Origin of the sequence: Nocardia farcinica (genome assembly GCF_029867845.1) — a bacterium.
Classification (GTDB): domain Bacteria; phylum Actinomycetota; class Actinomycetes; order Mycobacteriales; family Mycobacteriaceae; genus Nocardia; species Nocardia farcinica_A.
Window position 1 is genome coordinate 1 of the sequence record NZ_JARWRU010001304.1, and the last position, 1,642, is coordinate 1,642.

The 1,642-nt window shown below is 70.2% G+C and carries 2 protein-coding genes; both read right to left on the bottom strand.

The features are described 5' to 3' along the window. Positions 1-153: 153 nt before the first annotated feature. The gene (locus QH283_RS29195) at positions 154-906 is read right to left on the bottom strand and encodes a DUF6585 family protein (RefSeq protein WP_280506142.1); all 753 of its coding nucleotides are present in this window, start codon (positions 904-906) and stop codon (positions 154-156) included. 139 nt (positions 907-1,045) lie between these two features. After that, on the bottom strand, positions 1,046-1,642 hold a 597-nt coding region (locus tag QH283_RS29200; RefSeq protein ID WP_280506143.1), incomplete at its 5' end, for a ZIP family metal transporter.

Sequence of the window (1,642 nt, forward strand, 5' to 3'; positions counted from 1 at the left end):
CCCCCCCCCCCCCCCCCGCCCGCCCCCCCCCCCCGCCGGGGCCCCCCCCCCCCGGCCTTTCCGGGGCGTGCCGGAGTCCGGTTCGGGCGTGGTGACCGGGCCGGGTGGCGGCCTCCGACTCGGCTCGGGCCGTGGCGGGAAGGCCGACTCGGCTCAGGCCGTGGCGGGAAGGCGCAGGCGTTCGGCGAGTTCGTTGAAGATGTAGAAATTCGGGATGTCGCCGACCGGGCAGAGGGAAATCCAGGTGCCGTCGTACTTGATGCGCACCAGTCCGCTACGGGCGTCGATGAGCTGGATGTTGTCCCAGGAATAGGGTTTTCCGTCGTGGACGAGCGCGTCGAGGTTCAATCCGATCGCGCCGAATTGCGCGGTGTCGCCTTCGTCGATGGTGGCGACCGCGCGCGGCAATTGGGTGGCGGTCACCGCGGATTGAATGGCGCGGGCCCAATCCCGGCCCTCGACGAAAGTGTGTTCGTCGAAACGGGCGCTGGAACCGTCGGGACCGGAGACCTCGAGCGCGTATTCCACCAGCGCGGTGGACTGGAACGGAATGGCCTGCTGGCGCACCTGCACGGTGTCCCAGCGGAATCCGGCAACCCGCTCGCCCTTGCGGTAGACGGTCATGCCGTGGTCGAACAGGTCGAGGCGGGCGGCGCGATTGCGGTTGTTGAGGTGACCGCGATACAGCGCCAGGCCCGCGGGGATCAGCGCGACCACCGCGACCGCGACGCCGCCGCCGACCGCGCCGACGGCGGCGGTCATGATCGCGACCGCGCCGAGGCACGCGGCGATGATTCCGCAACCGCGCACGAAGGTGTCGCTGATGGGGGCGGCGAGAAATGTCTGCCGGTGCGCGCCGAGGGCGAGATATTCGGCCATCAGATGCACGAGCTGCGTCAACGACACTGTGCGCCGAACATCGGTTCCGTCCGCACCGCCCTCCGGCGTACTCGGAGTGGTCAATCTTTCCTCCATGCGGCGGTCTGCTCCGCGCGAAAGCGTATGTCACCGGCGTCGATACCGCTACCCACGGCACAGTCCGCTGTCACGCGAGCAGAAAGGACACCAGGAATCCGGCGGCGGTGGCCATTCCGATCCACCAGCCGCCCTCGCGATAGGCCTCCGGCATGAGCGAGTCGGCGAGCACCGCGATGGTCGCGCCGCCCGCGAAGGCCTGCACCGTGGCCACGTGCGTGTCGGTGAGTTCCTCCGAGAGCACGTGACCCAGCACCGTCACCGCCACCAGCACGGCGGTGATCGCCGCCCACAGCCCCAGCAGCGCCGCCGTGGGGGCTTTCGAGCGTTCCCGCATGAGCGCGGCACCGCTGATCGCCTCGGGCACATTGCCGATCGCGATGGCCACCAACAGCGCGATCCCCGCCCCGCCGCCGAGCGAGACGCCGAGTGCGCTGCTCTCCGGCACTCCGTCGAGCACGACGCCGAGTAACAGCGCCCAGCCGATCGCGCGGGAGCCGAGCCTGGCCTCGACGAGATGGTCGGCCAGCACATAGAAGCCCGCGCCGAGCAACAGGGCAGTGCCGGCGACGAGCACGCCTGCGCGGAGGAAGGCGGGCTCGAACAACTCGAGGGACACCGCGGCGATCATGGAGCCCGACCCGAAGGCCATCAGCGCGCCGAGGAC